The 18,589-nt window shown below is 69.5% G+C and carries 16 protein-coding genes; 9 read left to right on the top strand and 7 right to left on the bottom strand.

Annotated features, from left to right (window positions below; genetic code table 11):
- Positions 1 to 4 precede the first annotated feature (4 nt).
- Positions 5 to 1,255, top strand: coding sequence for a serine hydrolase domain-containing protein (locus tag NC7_RS20395; protein WP_067985512.1), 1,251 nt, complete (start codon positions 5 to 7; stop codon positions 1,253 to 1,255).
- 17 nt (positions 1,256 to 1,272) lie between these two features.
- Here NC7_RS20395 and NC7_RS20390 read toward each other — a convergent pair whose 3' ends face one another.
- Entirely contained in the window at positions 1,273 to 2,739 is a 1,467-nt protein-coding gene (locus NC7_RS20390; protein ID WP_067985511.1) for an MFS transporter, read from the bottom strand.
- A gap of 140 nt (positions 2,740 to 2,879) precedes the next feature.
- Here NC7_RS20390 and NC7_RS20385 point away from each other — a divergent pair, with 140 nt between their 5' ends.
- Entirely contained in the window at positions 2,880 to 3,473 is a 594-nt protein-coding gene (locus NC7_RS20385; protein WP_067985509.1) for a TetR/AcrR family transcriptional regulator, read from the top strand.
- 9 nt (positions 3,474 to 3,482) lie between these two features.
- Here NC7_RS20385 and ilvA read toward each other — a convergent pair whose 3' ends face one another.
- Both ilvA and NC7_RS20375 read right to left on the bottom strand, forming a co-directional pair.
- Positions 3,483 to 4,835, bottom strand: a complete 1,353-nt coding sequence (gene ilvA, locus NC7_RS20380) for a threonine ammonia-lyase IlvA (protein ID WP_067985507.1) — start codon at positions 4,833 to 4,835, stop codon at positions 3,483 to 3,485.
- A 50-nt stretch (positions 4,836 to 4,885) separates the two neighbouring features.
- Positions 4,886 to 5,320, bottom strand: a complete 435-nt coding sequence (locus NC7_RS20375) for a nitroreductase family deazaflavin-dependent oxidoreductase (protein ID WP_067985847.1) — start codon at positions 5,318 to 5,320, stop codon at positions 4,886 to 4,888.
- Between the two features lie 98 nt (positions 5,321 to 5,418).
- On the opposite strand from NC7_RS20375, the gene NC7_RS20370 reads away from it, so the two are divergent.
- A complete protein-coding gene (locus NC7_RS20370) occupies positions 5,419 to 5,634 on the top strand; it encodes a hypothetical protein (RefSeq protein WP_067985504.1) in 216 nt (71 codons plus the stop codon).
- A gap of 4 nt (positions 5,635 to 5,638) precedes the next feature.
- On the opposite strand, the gene NC7_RS20365 is transcribed toward NC7_RS20370, so the two are convergent.
- Positions 5,639 to 8,494 (bottom strand): helix-turn-helix transcriptional regulator, encoded by a 2,856-nt coding sequence (locus tag NC7_RS20365; protein ID WP_067985502.1) that lies wholly within the window; start codon positions 8,492 to 8,494, stop codon positions 5,639 to 5,641.
- A gap of 157 nt (positions 8,495 to 8,651) precedes the next feature.
- Between NC7_RS20365 and NC7_RS20360 the strand changes: the two genes are divergently transcribed.
- Positions 8,652 to 9,008: a nuclear transport factor 2 family protein gene (locus NC7_RS20360; RefSeq protein WP_084458641.1), complete on the top strand. Its 357-nt coding sequence runs from the start codon at positions 8,652 to 8,654 to the stop codon at positions 9,006 to 9,008.
- A 28-nt stretch (positions 9,009 to 9,036) separates the two neighbouring features.
- Positions 9,037 to 9,453: a hypothetical protein gene (locus NC7_RS20355; protein WP_067985498.1), complete on the top strand. Its 417-nt coding sequence runs from the start codon at positions 9,037 to 9,039 to the stop codon at positions 9,451 to 9,453.
- A 36-nt stretch (positions 9,454 to 9,489) separates the two neighbouring features.
- Here the strand turns inward: NC7_RS20355 and treY are convergent, their stop codons facing one another.
- From treY to NC7_RS20340, 3 genes are read right to left on the bottom strand one after another with little or no spacing between them, the layout of a single operon-like run.
- The gene (gene treY, locus NC7_RS20350) at positions 9,490 to 11,910 is read right to left on the bottom strand and encodes a malto-oligosyltrehalose synthase (RefSeq protein WP_174550250.1); all 2,421 of its coding nucleotides are present in this window, start codon (positions 11,908 to 11,910) and stop codon (positions 9,490 to 9,492) included.
- A 7-nt stretch (positions 11,911 to 11,917) separates the two neighbouring features.
- On the bottom strand, positions 11,918 to 14,038 hold the full coding sequence (gene glgX, locus NC7_RS20345; protein ID WP_067985497.1) for a glycogen debranching protein GlgX: 2,121 nt from the start codon (positions 14,036 to 14,038) through the stop codon (positions 11,918 to 11,920).
- Between the two features lie 57 nt (positions 14,039 to 14,095).
- The gene (locus NC7_RS20340; protein ID WP_067985495.1) at positions 14,096 to 14,635 is read right to left on the bottom strand and encodes a cupin domain-containing protein; all 540 of its coding nucleotides are present in this window, start codon (positions 14,633 to 14,635) and stop codon (positions 14,096 to 14,098) included.
- Between the two features lie 28 nt (positions 14,636 to 14,663).
- On the opposite strand from NC7_RS20340, the gene NC7_RS20335 reads away from it, so the two are divergent.
- The 4 genes from NC7_RS20335 (at position 14,664) to bioD (ending at position 18,371) form a co-directional block, all read left to right on the top strand.
- On the top strand, positions 14,664 to 15,110 hold the full coding sequence (locus NC7_RS20335) for a MarR family winged helix-turn-helix transcriptional regulator (RefSeq protein WP_067985493.1): 447 nt from the start codon (positions 14,664 to 14,666) through the stop codon (positions 15,108 to 15,110).
- A gap of 58 nt (positions 15,111 to 15,168) precedes the next feature.
- Positions 15,169 to 16,446 carry an adenosylmethionine--8-amino-7-oxononanoate transaminase gene (locus tag NC7_RS20330; RefSeq protein ID WP_067985491.1) on the top strand — a complete coding sequence of 426 codons (1,278 nt, stop codon included), beginning with the start codon at positions 15,169 to 15,171 and terminating at the stop codon, positions 16,444 to 16,446.
- On the top strand, positions 16,443 to 17,633 hold the full coding sequence (locus NC7_RS20325; protein WP_084458639.1) for an 8-amino-7-oxononanoate synthase: 1,191 nt from the start codon (positions 16,443 to 16,445) through the stop codon (positions 17,631 to 17,633). The genes NC7_RS20330 and NC7_RS20325 overlap by 4 nt, the downstream gene beginning before the upstream one ends.
- Before the next feature lie 63 nt (positions 17,634 to 17,696).
- Positions 17,697 to 18,371, top strand: a complete 675-nt coding sequence (bioD, locus tag NC7_RS20320) for a dethiobiotin synthase (RefSeq protein WP_067985488.1) — start codon at positions 17,697 to 17,699, stop codon at positions 18,369 to 18,371.
- The last annotated feature ends 218 nt before the right edge of the window (positions 18,372 to 18,589 follow it).

Genomic DNA, 18,589 nt, shown 5'->3' with positions numbered 1-18,589 from the left:
TGCGATGAGCAACGAGGCTTACGGGCAGGACAGTGCTGCCCTTCCGACCGGTGTGGGCGGTTATGCGCCGACCGGTTTCGGTCCGCTGGTGCGCGCGTTCGCCACCTTGGTCGGACATCGGCGCGACGCGGGCGGCGCCATCGCGATCTATCGGCACGGTGAACCCCTGGCACACCTGTGGACCGGTAGCGCGGGCGACCAGCCCTGGTCGGCGAATACCGGCTCCATCGTGTTCTCCGCGACCAAGGGTGTCACCGCCACCGTCATCCATCGCCTCGCCGATCGCGGCCTCCTCGACTACCAGGCTCCGGTCGCCGAATACTGGCCGCGTTTCGCCGCGCACGGTAAGGGCGCCATCACCGTGGCCGACGTGCTCACCCACCGATCCGGGTTGTCGTCGCTGTCCCCGATCGCCGACAGCGCCCAGGAACTCCTCGACCACGAGCTGATGGAAGACCGGCTGGCCATGGCCAAGCCCGACCGGCTGCTCGGCGTCCCCACCTATCACGCGCTCACCTACGGCTGGCTGCTGGCGGGCATCGCCCGCTCGGTCACCGGCCGCAGCATGAGCGAGCTCATCCGCACGGAGGTCACCGACCCCCTCGGCGTGGAGGGGTTCCACCTCGGGCGACCGGCGGCGGGCTCCTCGACCGAGTACGCCCGCCTCGCCGGGGCCCACCTGCGTCTGGCCGGGCATCCGGTGGCCGCCGGGTTCCTCAACCGCGTCGGTTTCCGTATCCCCGGCGCGCTCGGCGCCGCGGCGCGCTGCCTGTATCTGACCGGCCTCAACGGCATCCTCGACGGCGAGGACCCGCCGATTCTCGACACCGAGATGCCCGCGGGAAACGGCGTGGCCACCGCGGCCGGACTCGCCCAGCTGTACGCGGGGCTCGCCGACGGCGTCACCCTCGACGGGTCGCCGTTCCTGCGTCCGGAAACCCACGCCATCATCCGGCGCGTGCAGACCTACCGCCTCGACCACGCCCTGTTCTACATGCCGATGATGTGGCACCTGGGCTACCACTCGATGCCCGCGCCCGGGGCGCACTCGGCCTTCGGCCACATCGGGCTCGGCGGGTCGTTCGGCTGGGTCGACCCGCGTTCGGGCCTGTCGGTCGGTTTCGTGCACAACCGCCTCGACCAGGCGCTGCTGGCCTACGACCAGTTCGCCCTCGGTTGGTTGCTGCCGCTGGTGATGTCGGGCGTGCGCGCCACCCGCGAGCGTGGGCGGCGCGTCGACCGGGCCGCCGCCTAGTCGCCGCCGTCGCCCGGTTACTCGGCGAGGGCGACGGCGGGGTTCGATTCACGGTCCTCGCGTACGGATGCCGCAGCCGGTGGCTTGCTCTGCGGGATGAACACCGCGACCACAGCCGCCAACGCGATGGCGCCCGCGGCCAGCCAGAACGCGGTGGTGAAGCCTGAATCCGCGGGCAGCGCCGTTCCGGCGACGACACTGCCCGCCAGCACAGTGGCCGCGACCTGCGACCCGATCGAGGATCCCACCGACCGGATCAGCGCGTTGACACCGGTGCTCTCGGCGGTCTTCTCGGCGGGCACCGCGGACATGATCAGGTTCGGCATGGCCGCCATCCCGAGGCCGATGCCGACGAAGGTCACGACCGTGAACCCGATGACAGCTCCCTGGGAGCCGTGCGCCAGCGCCAGCGCCGCGAACCCGACGGCGGCGGTGAGCGCGCCGAGGACCAGCGGCACAGCGGCGCGGACCCGACCGACGAGCCGCCCCGCGACGACCGCGGCCGCCAGCATGGCGATCGAACCGGGGATCATCAGCAGACCGGACCCGGTGGCGTCCATGCCGAAGCCATACTCGCCGGTGTCCGGGGTCTGGGCGAGCTGGGGGATGAGGGAGAACACCGCGAACATGCCCGCACCGAACAGCAGCATGGCGATATTGGTGATCAGCACGGTCGGACGCCGCAGCACGTGCATGTCGATCAGCGGTTCGCCGACGCGGGTCTCGAAGGCGACGAAACCGATCAGGACCACCAGACCGCCGAGGACGAGGCCGAGAGTGCGCGCATCGGTCCAGCCCCACGTCGAGCCGCGGCTCAGCGCGAGCAGCGGCATGGTGAGGCCGATGCTGAGCAGCGCGATGCCTACGAAGTCGATCCGCGTGGGCGTCGGGATCGACCGCTCCGGCACCCGCAGCACGCCGACCAGCGCGATCGCCGACATGATCGCGCCCGACCAGAAGACCCACTGCCAGGACAGGTGATCGATCAGCAGGCCACCGATGAGCAAGCCGCCGCCCGCGCCGATCCCGGCCAACGCCGAGATGAGACCCAGTGCGCCGCCGCGCTTCTCGGCGGGAAACGTATCGCCGATGATGCCGTAGCACAGCGGGAAGATGCCACCGCCCGCACCTTGGACGACCCGGGCGGCCACGAGCACCCAGATCGACGGTGCCAGCGCCGCGGCCACGCTGCCGAGGGCGAACAGGCCGAGCGCGATGACGAGCAGCTTCTTCTTGCCGTACATGTCACCGAGGCGGCCGAAGACCGGGGTGAGGATCGCGGCCGAGATCAGGTAGGCGGTGAGCACCCATCCGACATCTGCCGTGCTCGCGTGCAGTTCGTGGCCGAGGATCATGATGCCGGGCACGATCGCGGTCTGGGCGAGCGCGAACGCGGCGGCGGCCAGGGCGAGGAACACGAGATTGGTGCCGAGTCCGCCCGGGTCGTGCGGGGCTTCGGACTCTCGGGTCGTCTGATCGATCATGGGAGCTCACGCCTCCGTGGGGTTCCGCGCGGTAAGTGGACCTTGGGGTCCGCATCGAGAATATACTGGACCCTGGAGTCCGTTTATTGAAGGGGTAAGGCTGTGATCGCCATGAGCGGCCGATTCGGCACAATCGCAGGGTGACAGCTCCCGAGTGCGACCCGACGCCCGACCACGACGTCGACTGGTCCACCAAGCGATCCGATGCCAGGCGCAATCACGAGCGCGTGGTGGCGGCGGCCGTCGAAGTGTTCGCCGAACACGGCATCGAGGCCACGATTCCGCAGGTCGCCGCCCGCGCGGGCGTCGGCAAGGCGACTGTGTACCGCAGCTTTCCGACCAAGGACGCGCTGGTGCAGGCGGTGGCGCAGTATCAGCGCGCCTGGTTCTACCGCCGCGGCCTCGCCGCCCAGGAACAACTGAACTCCGGCGGCGACCCCCTGGCGATCCTGCGCGACCTGCTCGCCGAAACCGTCGAACGCCTCGCCAACGACCGGGCTCTCGCCGAAGCCCTGCCCGAGACCGCGAAGCCTTCGCCCGCGGGCGAGGAATCGCTGGAGTCGATCATTCTCGCGGGCCAGCGGCAAGGGGTGATCCGCGAGGACGTCACGGCCCGCCATGTGCGTGTACTGCTCGGTGGTGTCGCGGGCAGTCTGTTCCGTCAGCAGGAACGCGACCCCGAGCAGTGGCGGATCTACGGCGAGCTGATCTTCAACGCCGTGAAGAAGGCCTGACCGGGCTCACTAGGTGAGGTAGCGGTACGCGGGGGAGCCCGGTTCGAGGCGTTCCGCCTGGATCGGCGACTCCTCTATGCGGTGCAGCAGCGAGGCCAGGTCGTCGGTGGCACCGAGTTCGATGCCCACCAGTGCCGCCCCGGTCTCGCGGTTGTTGCGCTTGACGTACTCGAACATGGTGATGTCGTCGTCTGGCCCGAGGACGTCGTCGAGGAAGCGGCGCAGCGCACCGGGTTCCTGTGGGAAGTCCACCAGGAAGTAGTGCTTGAGCCCGCGATGCACCAGGGACCGTTCGATGATCTCGCCGTAGCGCGACACATCGTTGTTGCCGCCCGACACCAGCACCACCACGGTGGAGCCCGGGTCGATATCGATCTCGGCCAGTGCCGCCGTCGCGAGCGCGCCCGCGGGCTCGGCGATGATGCCCTCGTTCTGGTACAGCTCGAGCATCGCCGTGCAGATGGCGCCCTCGTCGACCTGCATCATCCGGAAAGACGCTGTGCCGGTGGGGGATTCGGTGGTGGTGAGCAGCGGGAGCGAGGCGTGCGACACGACCCGGCCACCGAACGACGCCGCCGCCCGATACGGCAGGTCACCGATGCGGCGCACGGCGGCGCCGTCGACGAACGGGTCGATCTCGGGCAGGGTCACCGGACCGCTCGCCACCAGCGCCGCCGTCATCGAGGCCGCGCCGGCGGGTTCCACGCCGAGCAGACCGGCGCCGGGCGCGCGCTCGCGCAGGTAGGTGCCGATGCCCGCGAGACAGCCGCCGCCGCCGACCGGCACGACGACGAGATCCGGTGCGGTACCGAGTTGTTCGAGGAATTCGGCGGCGATGGTGCCCTGGCCCGCCGCGGTGCGCGGGTCGTCGAACGGGGGAACCATGGTCGCGCCCGTGCGGGCCACGTCGTCGGCGGCGGCCGCGGCGGCCGCGTCGTAGGTCTCGCCGACCGCGATCAGCTCGACGAACTCACCGCCGTGCACGCGGATGCGGTCACGCTTCTGCTTCGGGGTGGTCGTCGGGACGTAGATCCGTCCGCGCACGCCCATCGTCTGGCAGGCGAAGGCCACGCCCTGCGCGTGATTGCCCGCGCTGGCCGCGACCACACCGGCGGCGCGTTCGGCGTCGGTGAGCTGCACCATCAGGTTGTAGGCGCCGCGCAGCTTGTAGGAGCGCACGGCGGTGAGGTCTTCGCGCTTGAGGTACACCTGCGCGCCGGTGCTCGCCGACAGGCGCGGGCTGTACTGCAGGGGTGTCGGCTCGATGATGTCGGAAATTCGCTGCGCGGCCGCATCGATCTCGTCCGCGGACAGCGGCGGACGGGTCAGGGAAACTTCGGCGACGTCAACGGTGGAGGACACCCGACAATGCTACCGAGGCAGCCACGGGTGTCCGGCGTCGGCGGGTCCCCTCAGCGGGGCGTCAGCACGAAGACCGGAATCTCACGGTCGGTCTTCTTCTGATACTCGGCGTAATCGGGCCAGACCGCCACCGCGCGGTCCCACCACAGCGCCTTCTCCTCGCCGAAGACCTCGCGGGCGGTGTAGTCCTTGTTGACGGTGCCGTCGCGCAGCTCGACGTGCGGTTCGGCCTTGATGTTGTAGTACCAGACGGGGTGTTTCGGCGCGCCGCCCAGCGAGGCGACGACGGCGTACTCACCGCCGTGTTCGACACGCATCAGTGGTGTCTTGCGCAGCTTGCCGGTCTTCGCGCCCTTGGTGGTGAGCAGGATGACCGGTTTGCCTTGCAACGAGGTGCCCTCGGCACCGCCGGAGGTCTCATAGGCCTCCGCCTGCTCGCGCGCCCAATCGGAAGTGCTCGGTGCGTACTCTCCTGTCAGTGGCATGACCAGCACAACGACGGTCGCGCCTGTGATGTTCCCGACCCCCACCCGAAGGTGAGGTTTCGGTGGACCGAACTCTTGTTTGCGCCTATCCTGTGTGCATGGCAGTGGTGACCCCATCGACAGCATCCGCGACGGTCGACGTCGCCGGTGTCGCGTGGCCGGTCTACAAGCTCGAGGCGCTGGTCGCCGGGCTCGTGGTCGCCGCGCTGCTCCTGCTCGTCGTCGGATCGCCGCAGGTCGCCGTGCTCGCCGCCGCGTCGGTCGCGGCTCTGCGCTGGGTCGTCGGCGCCGCGAGCACCCATTCCCGTAGCTGACCGGTCACTCGAGGTCGAGCGCGCTCAGTTCGCCGCGCGACACCACGCCGAGTTTCGGATAGGCCTTGTACAGGTGATGCCCGACGGTGCGATGACTCAGGAACAACCGCGCGGCGATCTCCCGATTCGACAGTCCTTGCGCGGCCAACCGGACGATCTGTGATTCCTGTGGTGTGAGCAGGCTCAACGGTCCGTCGTCGGCCCGGGCGGTCGTCCCCACGCCCAGAGCGCTCAACTCGGTCCGTGCTCGTTCGAGCCAGGGCGTGGCACCGAGCCGATCGAAGACGTCGGCACATTGCTCGAGCTGCGCGCGCGCATCGACCTTGCGTTTGTCCCGGCGGAGCCATTCGCCGTAGAGGAGACGGGTCCTGGCCTCGTCGAAGGGGCGGTTGCCGACGAGGGCGGTGCGGAAATGCGGTTCGGGATCCTCGGCCAGCAGCGCCCGCCCACGGGCCGCCAAGGCGCCGATCCACTGCTGCTCGGCACGCTCGGACCACTCGATGAGCCGGGTCAGGGCCTCGTTCGCGCGGTCGGTGGCGCCGAGGCGGACGGCGACTTCGATCTGATCCGGCAGCGTACGCAGACCGATCACATGGTGGCGCGCGGGTTCGACCGTCATGTGGTCGAGTTCGGCCTGCGCCCGGTCGAGTCTGCCCTCGCCGAGCGCGAGCAGTCCCCGAGCCGCGTGAGCCCAGGACGCCCCGACCGCCGTCGGCCCGCCGAGTTGATCGGCCACCGCCTGCTCCGCCTCGGCGTGACAGCGCTGTTCGTCACCGTGCAGCGCCGCCAGGTAGGCGAGGAAGGCGTACAGCTGGCTGACCCACTGTGCCTGCCCGATATCGCGGGCGATCCCCAACCCTTCCTCGGCCGCGACCCGGCTCTCCCGTGGCCGCCCACCGAACAGCTGGCACTCGGCACGAAAGAACAGCAGCGGCGCGAGCAGGGCGATGCGCCCCTGCTCCCGGCACTCGGCGATGAGTTCGGCGGCCACCTCGTCGACCTGGTCGTCCTGTCCGACGACAAGCCCGCTACCGCACAGCTGCACCAGATCGGCGGGGTTGTCGGCGCCCGCCGCGCGCGCGGCGTCGACGACGGCACGCAGGTCGGTGGTGCGCCTGCCCGACACCGAGCCGGTCAGATAGCGCGCGATCGGGGTGGCCGGGTCGTCCTCCGCCAACCGCAACGTCGTCAGGAACCCGGCCACCTCGTCGAGCTCGGCGGGACCGAGATACCAGGCGGTGTGCACCGCCCTTGCCAGGATGCGGGCCGCGGTTCCCGGTTCGTCCGCACCCGCCGCACGGGCCGCGGACATGAGGCGTCTATGCGCTGATCCCGGCGTACCCGAGGCGAACTCGGCCTGCGCGCGAACGAGCTCGAGCCGCTGCGTGTACTCGTCGCCGGTCGTTTGGGCGGCGGCGCGGTCTGCCAGCCGCGCGGCCTGCTCGGTGAGTCCTGCCTCACTCGCCGTTTCGGCGGCACAGACCAGCCGCCGCACCCTCGCCCCAGCATCGACACTCAGCGCCGCCGCCCGCTCGTACGCCGCGACCGCCCCGTGAAAACCGTTGCGGCGACGAGCCCGATCGGCGGTGCTCTCCAACGCGGCAGCGGTCTCCTCATCGGGTCCGGTTGCCGCACAAGCCGAATGCCAGGCCCGCAGGTCAGCGTCGTTGTCGTCCGGAATTGCCCCCGCGTCGACACCGATCGCGGCAATCGAGCGGTCCACGGCACCGTTTGCCGGGCGGCGGGTGCCGGTCGCCGAGTCCGCGGGTGCGATCATCGAGTTGTCGGCGCCGACGGCCCCCTGCCGGGCAGTCGCAGACGCCGCGACGATCCCCGCGGCGGATGGATGGACTGCCGGTGCGTAAGCGTCGGCGAGTGCGCGGTGGGTGGCGAGTCGCTGAGTCAATGCCGCACCCTGGTAGACCGCCGAGCGCAGCAGCGGGTGGCGCCAGCTGAGCCGTCCGTTGTCGACGTCGACCATGCCCGCATCCTGGGCCGGTTGCAGGTCCGCCAGTCCGGCGCCAAGGGTGGTGGCGGCCCGCAGTACCCGTGAGATGTCCGCGGTCCCTGCCGCTGCGGCGACCAGCAGAACGGTGCGGGTGGTGGCAGGGAGTCGGGCGATGCGACTGTGGAAGGCCAGTTGCAGACGCTGGGTCAGGGGGAGTGGGTTCGCCGCATCCACACCCCCCTCACCGACGACCAACGGAAGTTCCAGCAGGGCAAGGGGATTCCCACCCGACTCGGTGAGCAAGCGGTAGCGGGTGGCCGGTGGCAACCGGGTCGCGCCCGCATCGAGCAGTGCCGCGGCCGCCTCGGGCGCGAGACCGGACAGAGTGAGCTCCGGCAGCCCGGGCGCCGGGAAGTCGCCGGGACCGGTGCGCGCGGCGAACAACATCACCACCCCTTCGGCGTCGAGCCGACGGGCGGCGAACAGCAGGGCGTCGGCGGTGGCCTGGTCCAGCCAGTGCGCGTCGTCGACGATGCACAGCAGCGGGCCGTCGGCGGCTTCCTCAGCCAACAGCGTCAGCACCGCGAGGCCGATGAGCATCCGGTCGGCCGGTGCGTGCTCGCCGAGACCGAAGGCCGCCTCGAGTGCGTCGCGCTGGCGGGGCGGCAACTGCCCGACCAGTTCCATACCCGGTTTCACCAGCAGATGCAGTGCGGCGAAGGGCAATTCGGACTCGGATTCGATACCCGCGCTTCGCACCGTCGGAAGGCCCTGCGTCGCAGCGTAATCCAGCAACGCGGACTTCCCGATTCCCGCCTCACCGCGGATCACCAGCGCCGCGCTGCGCCCGGCTCGCGCACCGGCGAGCAGGTCGTCGAGCATGGCCTGTTCGGCATCGCGTCCGTGCAGCATGGGCACAACCGTATCGCCGTACCGGCGATGACAGTAGTCGCGTCGCGAAAGTACCTATAGGCGACTGATTCGCCGACCCCCACTCGACCCATAACGTTGGTGTCATCGCAGAAACAACGAGCGAAACACCAGCTCAGAGACTATTTCGGAGGTCGAGATGAACAACGTCGTCGCACAGTACCTGGAAGCCTGGAACACCCGCGAGCCCGGCGCCCGCCGCTCCGCCGTCGCCCGACTGTTCACCCCGCAGGTCGGCTACGTCGACCCGATGGTCGCGGTGAACGGACACGCCGAACTCGAAGCCGCCATCGCCGGTGTACAGACCCAGTTCCCCGACTGGACCTTCCGGCTGGCGGGCCCGGTCGACGCCCACCATGACCAGGTCCGCTTCACCTGGGGCCTCGGCCCCGCCGACGGTGACGCCGTGGTGATCGGCTTCGACGTCGCCGTGCTCGTCGACGGCCGCATCGACCGCGTCTACGGCTTCCTCGATCACGTTCCCGCCGCCGCCTGAAACCCCTTCACACACCAGGAGATCCGCCATGACCACCGCCACCCGCCCCGGCCGCCTGACCGCCCTGCTCGCCTCCGGTGAGAACCTGCTCCGCCTGTCGCTGCGCACCGACGCCGTCGTCACCGGCGCCAACGGCATCGCCTACCTCGCCCTCGCCGGTCCGCTCGAGCGCCTGCTCGGCCTCGACACCACCGCGAGCCTGGCGATCGGCGCCTTCCTCACCGCCTACGGCCTGGCCGTCGCCGTCATCGGTGCCAGGTCTCCGATCAATCGGACAGCCGCGGCCGGTGTCGCGATCGGCAACGCCGCCTGGGTGCTCGCCAGCCTCGCCGCGGTCGTCACCGGCGCCCTGAACCTGACGACGGTCGGCGCCGTGTGGGCCGTGATGCAGGCGATGACGGTCGGCGCCTTCGCCGCCCTGCAATACCTGGGCCTGCGCCGCTGAACCGGACGCGGGACCGCCGAGGTGGTCCCGCGTTTCTCAGCGCACCAGCAGCGCGACCGGCAACCGGGTGAACAACGTGTCCAGCCGCACGGTGCCCGCATAGGTGTTGCCGGTCAACCTGTCGGTCCAGGTGCCTTCGGGCAGGGGCAGGGTGGTGTCGGTCCACCCCGTCGCGGCCAACCCGACCGAGTGTCGGGTGGCCGCGACGATCACCTCGGCCGCCTCCCCGGCGGGCCCACGCCCGTAGGCGACGAGCCGGTGCGCGTGCTCGCCGACCGCGTAGAACGGCCGATACATCCCGCCGACGAAACATTCCGGTCGCTCCCGACGCAACCACAGCGCGTAGGCGACCACCCACATCTTCGCCGCCCCGGTGGTGTCCAGCGTCGGTGTGTCGGTGAGGGATTGGAGCATCCCTGCCCGCACCGCGAAGTTCACCGGCCGCCGGTTGTCCGGGTCGACCAGCGAGTCCTCCCACACCTCGGTGCCCTGATAGATGTCGGGAATCCCCGGCGCGCACAGCTGCAGCAGCTTCTGCGACACCGCGTCGGACCACGCGTGCGGCGCCAGTTCATGGGCGATGTCACCGATTCCGGTGCCGACCGGGCCATCGATCACCGCGTCCAGCCACGCGTGCACCGCCGACTCGAACTGCGCGTCGGGTTCCTCCCACGACGTCTTGGTCCCCGCCTCCCGGATCGATTTCTCCGCGAACAGATGCAGCCGGTCACGCAGGCCTGGCACCGACGACGCGGGGCGCCCGTCGGCGGGCCACACCCCGAACATGTTCTGCAGCAGGAACAATGCCGTCGCACCGTCGGGGGCGGGTGTGGTGTCGAGCCAGCCGCGTACCCGTTCCGACCAGAGCTCGGCCACCTGCGACAGCACACCGATCCGGGCGCGCACGTCCTCGCCGCGCTTGGTGTCGTGCGTGGACAGCGTGGTCATGGTGGCGGGCCAGCGCTGCGAGCGTTCGCTGTTGGACAGGTGGAAGTCGTTGACGGAGTGCCCGAACCGGGCCGGATTGCCACCCACCTCCTGCAACGACACCAGCCGCGCACCCTGATAGAACATGGTGTCCTCCACCGCTTTCGCGGTGATCGCCCCGCACACCTGGGAGAACCGCGTCGCCGCCTCCCCGCCCACGGCCAGGGCCGTCACCAGCACCGACAACGGTGCCGTGAGCTCGGCATTGCGTTTCTCCACCTCCGCGACGACCGCCGCGGTCATCCCGGCCAGCGGCGCGTAGTCCACCCGGTACACCGGCATGAACGCCAGCACCTCGATGGTCGCGTTGCTCACGGCGAGAGTATCGAAACTGCCCGCGTTGCCGTCGCGTTTGATCGCGGCGACCAACCGCCGGATCTCCGGGGCCAGAATGGTTTCGGCGACGGCCCGTTTGATCCGGTGCTCGGTCTCGCCGAACCACGCACGGTCGCTGCCGTGCCCGGCCACCTGCTGCGACAACTCGGTGAGGGCCGGTTCGCCCGCCGGGTCGATGAGCACGCCGCCCACGTCGGCCAGCGCGTCGTAGCCCGTGGTGCCGTCGATCGGCAGGGTGGCGTCGAGCGGTTCACGATTGGCGAGAATCTTCTCGATCAGCAACAACCGTTGCGGTCCGATCAGGCGCCGCAGCCGGGTGAGATACGCACTGGGATAGGCCAATCCGTCGGGGTGGTCCACCCGCACACCGTCGATCAGGTCGTGTTCGCACCAGGCGGCCAGTTCGCGGTGGGTCGCCTCGAACACCTCCGGGTCCTCCTGGCGGATGGCGGCCAGACTGTTCACCGCGAAGAACCGCCGGTACGTGCACACCCCGGCCTTCCAGCTGACCAACCGGTAGTGCTGGCGGTCGTGGATGCGCAGCGCGTTGTCACCGTCGGTGCCCGGCGCGATCGGGAACCGCAGATCATGCAGAGCGAGCATGGGTTCGGGGCCGGACCGGTCGACGGTGAGCGCGGCCGGATCGTTCTCGTTCTGCAGCACCGGCAGCGCCAGTCGCCCGCCCGCGCCGTTGCTCGGGCTCCAATCGATGTCGAAGTACCTGGCGTAGGCCGACTTCCGGCCCAGCCGCAGCACGTCCCACCACCACGGATTCTGCTGCGGATCACCGACCCCGACGTGATTGGGCACCAGGTCGACGATCAATCCCATCCCTCGGCTGCGCACCTCGTCCGAGAGCGCCTTGAGCCCCGCCGGACCACCGAGCGCCGTCGACACGGTGGTCGGGTCGGTGACGTCGTACCCGTGCGTCGACCCGTGCGCCGCGGTGAGGATCGGGGACAGGTACAGATGCGAAACCCCGAGTTGCTGTAGGTATTCGGCGATGGCACGGGCATCGCCGAAGGTGAGCGCGTCGGGGCGCAGCTGGAGGCGGTAGGTGCTGCGCACCGTGCTCGGGCGGATCGGCGCGCGGTGCAGCCGGGTCAAAGGATCGGTCACGTAGGTCTCGGTCATCGTCTCGCTAGGCGGTTCGGCGCAATACGAGCAGGCAGCGGCTGGGTACGGGCAGCACCGTCGCCGCCGCGAGCACGGCTTCGGCGGCGCCGGTGGGGGTCGAACAATCCAGGGCGAGCGTCCATTCGGCGCCGAACTCCGGCCCCGGCAGCACGAAATCGAGCGCCTCGTCGTGCGCATTGAAGCACAACAGGAACGAGTCGTCGCTGATCCGTTCCCCGCGCGGCCCCGGCTCGGGGATACCGTCGCCGTCGAGCAGGACGGCAAGGGACCTCCCGAAACCGCTGTGCCAGTCGTCTGTGGTCATCTCGGCACCGGCGGGTGTGAACCAGGCGATCTCGCGGCGATGCCCCTCCCCGTCGGCGGGACCGGGGGCGAGGAAGCGGCGGCGCCGGAAGATCGGGTGCTCGGTGCGCAACGCGATCACCGCGCGAGTGAATTCGAGCAGCTCCGAATTCTGCTGCGCCAGCGACCAATCCATCCACGCCAGCGGTGAGTCCTGGCAGTACACGTTGTTGTTGCCGAGCTGGCTGCGCCCCATCTCGTCGCCGTGGGCGAGCATCGGGGTGCCCTGGCTGAGGACCAACGTGGCGAGCAGATTGCGCTGTTGACGTGCCCGCAGTGCCGTCACCTCGGGGTCGTCGGTCGGTCCTTCGACACCGCAGTTCCAAGAACGATTGTGGCTTTCGCCGTCGCGGTTGTCCTCGCCGTTGGCCTCGTTGTGTTTCTCGTTGTAGGACACCAGATCCCGCAGCGTGAACCCGTCGTGCGCGGTGACGAAGTTGATGCTGGCACCCGGCCGTCGCCCCGTGGGCTCGTACAGATCCGACGACCCGGTGAGCCGCGACGCGAACTCGCCGAGGGTCGCGGGTTCACCACGCCAGTAGTCGCGCACCGTGTCGCGGTACTTGCCGTTCCATTCGGTCCAGAGACTGGGGAAATTGCCGACCTGGTAGCCGCCCTCACCCACGTCCCACGGCTCGGCGATGAGCTTGACCTGGCTCACCACCGGATCCTGGTGTACCAGGTCGAAGAACGCGGAAAGCCGGTCCACATCGTGCAATTCACGCGCGAGCGTGGCGGCGAGGTCGAAGCGGAAGCCGTCGACGTGCATGTCGAGAATCCAGTAGCGCAGCGAATCCATGATGAGCTGCAGGGTGTGCGGGTGACGCACATTGAGGCTGTTGCCGGTGCCGGTGAAATCCTTGTAGTGCTCGGGGTTGTCGTCGTCGACTCGGTAATAGGCCGCGTTGTCGATGCCGCGCAGGCTCAGGACCGGGCCGAGATGATTGCCCTCGCCGGTGTGGTTGTAGACCACGTCGAGGATCACCTCGATGCCCGCCGCGTGCATCGCGCGCACCATCGCCTTGAATTCCGCGACCGCGGCGTCACCGGTGCGTCGGGCGGCGTACTCGTTGTGCGGCGCCAAGTAGCCGATGCTGTTGTAGCCCCAGTAGTTCCGCAGACCTTGATCGGTGAGCACGTGGTCGTGGAAGAACTGGTGCACCGGCATCAGCTCGATCGCGGTGACGCCGAGTGTCGACAGATGGTCGATGATCGCCGGATGCGCGAGGCCCGCGTAGGTGCCGCGCAGGTCGTCGGGGATGTCGGGGTGCGTCATCGTCATGCCCTTGACGTGCGCCTCGTAGATCACCGTCTCGTGGTACGGCCGGTTCGGCGGCCGATCGTTGCCCCAGTCGAAGAACGGGTTGATGACCACGCCGGTCATGGTGTGCCCCAGCGAGTCCAGCCCGTAGGTGTAGAGCGAGGGATCGTTGACGAACTCGCCGTCGAAGGCCTTGCCGTACGGATCGAGCAGCAGTTTGCTCGGATCGCATCGCAGGCCGAGTTCGGGCTCGTAGGGACCGTGCACTCGGAAGCCGTAGCGCTGACCCGGAATCACCGAGGGCAGATAGGCGTGCCAGACATAACCGTCGACCTCGTCCATGTCGACGCGGATCTCGGTGTCGTCCTCGCCGATCAGACACAGCTCGACCCGCGTCGCCACCTCGGAGAACACCGAGAAGTTCGTGCCCCCGCCGTCGTAGGTGGCACCGAGCGGATAGGCCGTGCCCGGCCACACGCTCAGCGGTGTCACCTCACCGGTTCGGTCGTTGGGGCTCGACATGCTACGACAGTAGAGGAATCCACACGCTGACCGCGCGTGCTCGCGCTGGGTGCTCCGTCACCCGGCCGCGAGCAGCCGTCGCGTGTAGCCGGTTCGCCGCGCCAGCGCGGCGAACCGGCCGAAGACCCACCGTTGCAGCAGCGCGGGCGGACCCGCCAGGTAGCCGTCCTGGTACTCCCACAGCAGCGCCAGCGCCAGGGGGTTGCGGGGCAACCGCTGTGCGGTGGTCTTGTGCGCGTTGTCGAGTGCGCTCCAGAACTCGAACATCTCCCAGTGCCGCAGCGGTGGGCGGATCACCTGGTCCATGACCGTGCCTTCGGCCTCGTTCCAGAACTCGTGCACCGCGCGCGGCGGCGCGGTCACCGTGTGGCCTGGTTCGGCGACGATGTCGGTGCCATCGATGCGTAAGCGCACCCGGCCGCTGCGGATGGTCCACGTCTCGCTGATCTCGGGATGCCAGTGCGGGCCCGCCTGCCTGCCGGTACGCGGCAGTTCGTGCTCGAGGCGCAGGTACGCGCCGTGTTCGTCGGCGCCGCGGTCGACGAGGGTGACTCGGTGGCCGTTGCGGAAGGTGACGGTGGTACCGGTGCGTGCCATAGTCCAGATATAAAGGTAAACTTCCTATATGTCAAGGTCGTCGCTGCTGAAACTGCTGGTCCAGGCCACCGATGCCTATGAACGAGAGCTGGGCAATGCCTTGCGCGCGGCCCTCGGTACCGACCTGCGGCCCGCTCATTACGCGGTCTTCCGCCACCTGGCCCCGAACGGCTCCCGGGTGACCGCCCTGGCCGAGGCGGCGGGGATGACCCAGCAGTCGATGGGGGAGTTGGTCACCCACCTCGAACGCTGCGGTTATGTCGAGCGCACTCCGGATCCGGCCGACAAGCGCGCACGTCTGATCGTGCCGACGGCGACGGGTCGCGATGCCCTCGCGCTGGCCGCACGCGAGATCGGCCGGATCGAGACGGCTGTCGCCGGGGAACTCGGCGCGAATTCGGTCGACGCGGTCCGCGCGGCCCTCGCCCGGATTCCCGATGTGGTCGCGAAGCTGTCCGACGCCGACGACAGGTGATAACTTGAACAGCGTTCAAGGCCGTCGCAGGCGGCCCCGGGCAACGACGAGGACAGCTGTGGACCTGACCCCCGAGCAGATCACCGCCCTGGACGCCGACCACGTCTGGCACCCCTACGGCGGCTTCCCCGCGACCACCGAACCGCTCGTGGTCGCGAGTGCCGCAGGCACCCGGCTCACCCTCGCCGACGGCCGCGAACTCGTCGACGGAATGAGCTCCTGGTGGGCCGCCGTCCACGGCTACCGCCACCCCGTGCTGGACGAAGCGCTGTTCGCGCAGTCGCAGCGGATGAGTCACGTGATGTTCGGTGGTCTCACCCACGAACCGGCCACCCGACTCGCCCAGTTGCTCGTCGAGATCACCCCTTCGGGCCTGGACAAGGTCTTCCTCTGCGACTCCGGCTCGGTCTCGGTGGAAGTGGCCGCGAAGATGTGCCTGCAGTACTGGCGCGCGCTCGACCGCCCCGCCAAGAACCGCCTGCTCACCTGGCGTGGCGGCTACCACGGCGACACCTTCACTCCGATGAGCGTGTGCGACCCCGAGGGCGGCATGCACGCGCTGTGGACCGACGTCCTCACCGACCAGATCTTCGTTCCCGCCCCGCCGCGCGAATTCACCCCGGACTACGTCGCCGAACTCGAACACGCGGTCCGCACCCATCGCGACGAGGTGGCCGCCGTCATCGTCGAACCTGTCGTGCAGGGCGCGGGCGGAATGCGCTGGCACGACCCGCGCTACCTCGCCGAGCTGCGCCGGATCTGCGACGACAACGACGTCCTGCTCGTCTTCGACGAGATCGCCACCGGTTTCGGTCGAACCGGGGAACTGTTCGCCGCCGACCACGCCGGGGTCGCCCCCGACGTGATGTGTGTCGGTAAGGCATTGACCGGCGGATACCTCACCCTGGCCGCCGCGCTGTGCACCACACGCATCGCCGAAACCATCAGCACCGCGCACGGCGGCCTCATGCACGGACCGACCTTCATGGGCAATCCGCTGGCCTGCGCGGTCGCGGTCGCCTCGATCGAACTGTTGCGCTCGCGCGATTGGCGCGGTGAGGTCGCGCGGATCGAGAACGAATTGCGCGACGGTCTCGCGCCGATCGCCGAGCTGCCCGGTGTCGTCGAGGTGCGCGTGCTCGGCGCCATCGGCGTCGTCGAGCTCGACCGACCCGTCGATATGCGCGCCGCGACCGACGCCGCCGTCGACGCGGGCGCCTGGCTGCGCCCCTTCCGCGATCTCGTCTACACCATGCCCCCGTTCATCAGCACTTCCGCCGATATCGCCACGATCACCGGCGCCGTGCGGGCAGCAGTGAAAGCCTCGCTCCGATGACCGGCCTGAACGGTGTTCAAGTATCCTCCTCGACTGTGACCACAGACCCGTTGAGCTGGCTGGACGAACGCGCGACCGAGCGCACCGCCGCCGGGCTGCGCAGGCACCTGCGCGTGCGCGAACCCGAGCAGGCGAACATCGACCTGGCCTCCAACGACTACCTCGGCCTGGTCCGCCACCCCGAGGTGATCGAGGGTGCGATCGCCTCGCTGCGCCGCTGGGGCGCGGGATCCACCGGCTCGCGACTGGTCACCGGAACCACCGCCGAGCACGAGTTGCTGGAAGCCGAGCTCGCCGAATTCGTCGGCGCGGAAACAGGACTGGTCTTCGCCTCCGGTTACGCCGCCAACCTCGGCGCGGTCACCGCCCTCGCCGGGCGCGACAGCCTCGTCGTCTCCGACGCCGGTAGCCACGCCTCGCTCGTCGACGCGTGCAGGCTCTCGCGAGCCAGGGTCGCCGTCGCGCCGCACGGCGATGTGGCGGCTGTCGACCGCTTGCTCGCCGGACGCACCGAGGAGCGTGCGCTCGTGCTCACCGATTCGGTTTTCAGTGCCGACGGCGACCTCGCGCCCCTGGTCGAACTGCACCGCGTCACCCGAGCGAACGGGGCCGTCCTCGTCGTCGACGAAGCACACGGCCTTGGTGTCCGTGGCGACGGTGGGCGCGGCCTGGTCGCGGAGGTTGGCTTGGCGGGCGAGCCCGACCTGGTCATCACCGCGACCCTGTCCAAAGCCTTCGCCGCCCAGGGTGGAGTCGTCCTCGCCGACAGCAGGATCCGCGCCCACCTCATCGACGCTGCCCGCACCTTCATCTTCGACACCGGCTTGGCCCCTGCCGCCGTCGGCGCGGCCCGTGCGGCGCTGTCGCTGCTGCGACGCGATCCCGCCATGGCCGGACGGGTCCTCGACCGCGCCGCCGACATCGCCCGCATGGCGGGCGTCTCCGAGCCCACGTCGGCGGTGGTTTCGGTCGTTCTCGGCGATGCCGCGCGAGCCTTCGACGCCGCCCAGGCCTGCCGCGCGCGCGGCCTGGAAGTCGGCTGCTTCCGACCACCGTCGGTCCCCGAGGGCACCTCACGCCTGCGACTCACCGCCCGAGCCGACCTGACGGCCGCCGAGCTGGACACCATCGCCGAGGTGCTCGGTGAGGTCCTGGCCGAGGCGCGTGGAGAAGCGCTCACCGTATGACGAGACCATCCGGCTCGGCGCAGGACGGAACGGCGACGACCAGAGGAAAGGCGAGGTAGCGATATGGGTGTGCTTCTGATCAGCGGCACGTCGACCGATGTCGGCAAGACCATCGCGACCGCCGCCCTGGCCGCAGCCGCCCTGGCCGAGGGGCGCACGGTCGCGGTCTGCAAACCGGCCCAGACCGGTATCGCGCCAGGCGAGCCGGGCGACCTCGCCGACATCACCCGCCTCACCGGCGTCACCCGCACGCTCGAACTGGCCCGCTACCCGGAACCACTCGCCCCCGACACCGCTGCCCGCCGCGCAGGCATGCCGCTGCTGACGCTCGCCGACACGGTCGCCGGTATCGGCACCCTCAACGACGTCGACCTGGTGCTCGTGGAAGGGGCAGGCGGGCTGCTCGTCCGGATGGGGGAGTTCACCCTGCTCGACCTCGCCCGAAAACTCGGCGCCCCCGTCCTCGTCGTGGCGGCCGCCGGTCTCGGCACGCTGAACCACAGCGAACTCACCACGAGAACCCTGGCTGCCGCGGGAGTGCGGTGCGCCGGGCTCGTCATCGGCGCCTGGCCCGACGAACCCGACCTGGCCGCCGAATGCAACCGCCACGATCTGCCCCGCATCACCGAGACACCGGTGCTCGGTGCCATCCCCGCCGGGGTGGGGCAGTGGGAGCGCGACCGATTCACCGCCGCCGCACCGAATTGGTTCGAACCCGATCTGAAAAACCTGCTCTGACCAGCCGATTTGACTTCGTGTTCGCCGCTGCGTAACTTAGTTCGAGTCAGAGCGACACGGACACCGACTCAGCCCCGCTGAGACACGAGGTAGGACGATGAGCGCCTGACTGATTGCGTGTTCATGGTTTGATCGGATTTGCTTCCGGCGGGCCGCATGAACTACAGTACGAACCCTTGCCGCACGGAAACCCCGACTGAGTGTCGGGTCGGATGTGT

The organism is Nocardia caishijiensis NBRC 108228 (genome assembly GCF_001612825.1).
GTDB lineage: Bacteria > Actinomycetota > Actinomycetes > Mycobacteriales > Mycobacteriaceae > Nocardia > Nocardia caishijiensis.
This window is presented reverse-complemented; position numbering and strand designations above follow the sequence as displayed.

Coding starts and splice junctions, on each gene's coding strand:
- NC7_RS20365 (WP_067985502.1), bottom strand. CDS start 8,494: ATGCTGCACGGACGCGATGCCGAACAGGCCATGCTCGACGACCTGCTC.
- NC7_RS20395 (WP_067985512.1), top strand. CDS start 5: ATGAGCAACGAGGCTTACGGGCAGGACAGTGCTGCCCTTCCGACCGGT.
- glgX (WP_067985497.1), bottom strand. CDS start 14,038: ATGTCGAGCCCCAACGACCGAACCGGTGAGGTGACACCGCTGAGCGTG.
- NC7_RS20335 (WP_067985493.1), top strand. CDS start 14,664: ATGTCAAGGTCGTCGCTGCTGAAACTGCTGGTCCAGGCCACCGATGCC.
- bioD (WP_067985488.1), top strand. CDS start 17,697: ATGGGTGTGCTTCTGATCAGCGGCACGTCGACCGATGTCGGCAAGACC.
- NC7_RS20355 (WP_067985498.1), top strand. CDS start 9,037: ATGACCACCGCCACCCGCCCCGGCCGCCTGACCGCCCTGCTCGCCTCC.
- treY (WP_174550250.1), bottom strand. CDS start 11,910: ATGACCGAGACCTACGTGACCGATCCTTTGACCCGGCTGCACCGCGCG.
- NC7_RS20375 (WP_067985847.1), bottom strand. CDS start 5,320: ATGCCACTGACAGGAGAGTACGCACCGAGCACTTCCGATTGGGCGCGC.
- NC7_RS20325 (WP_084458639.1), top strand. CDS start 16,443: ATGACCGGCCTGAACGGTGTTCAAGTATCCTCCTCGACTGTGACCACA.
- NC7_RS20340 (WP_067985495.1), bottom strand. CDS start 14,635: ATGGCACGCACCGGTACCACCGTCACCTTCCGCAACGGCCACCGAGTC.
- NC7_RS20370 (WP_067985504.1), top strand. CDS start 5,419: ATGGCAGTGGTGACCCCATCGACAGCATCCGCGACGGTCGACGTCGCC.
- NC7_RS20360 (WP_084458641.1), top strand. CDS start 8,652: ATGAACAACGTCGTCGCACAGTACCTGGAAGCCTGGAACACCCGCGAG.
- NC7_RS20390 (WP_067985511.1), bottom strand. CDS start 2,739: ATGATCGATCAGACGACCCGAGAGTCCGAAGCCCCGCACGACCCGGGC.